The sequence below is a fragment of the Spirochaetota bacterium genome, from assembly GCA_026414805.1.
Lineage (GTDB): Bacteria > Spirochaetota > UBA4802 > UBA4802 > UB4802 > UBA4802.
In genome coordinates, this window is record JAOAIH010000168.1 from 1 (window position 1) to 258 (window position 258).

Annotated in this window: 1 protein-coding gene; it reads left to right on the forward strand. The window is 34.5% G+C overall.

Features of this window, described 5'->3' with window-relative positions:
- Nucleotides 1-258 (forward strand): GAF domain-containing protein (locus N3F66_15195; GenBank protein MCX8125491.1); only part of this gene is annotated, 258 nt, incomplete at both ends.

Sequence of the window (258 nt, forward strand, 5' to 3'; positions counted from 1 at the left end):
ATGTTGCACTCTCAGGTGAAATCCTCAATATACCTGACGTCTACAAGTTAGCTCCTGATGTACCATATCGCTTTGATAGCACTTACGATGAAATTTCTGGCTATAAGACTCAATCAATGCTCACAATACCACTTAAAAATCAACACGAAACTATAGTTGGAGTCTTACAGTTAATTAATGCAAGAAATGAAAAATTTGAAATTATTCCATTTTCCAAAGAGGTAGAACCGCTAATATTATATTTTGCTAACTCAGCTG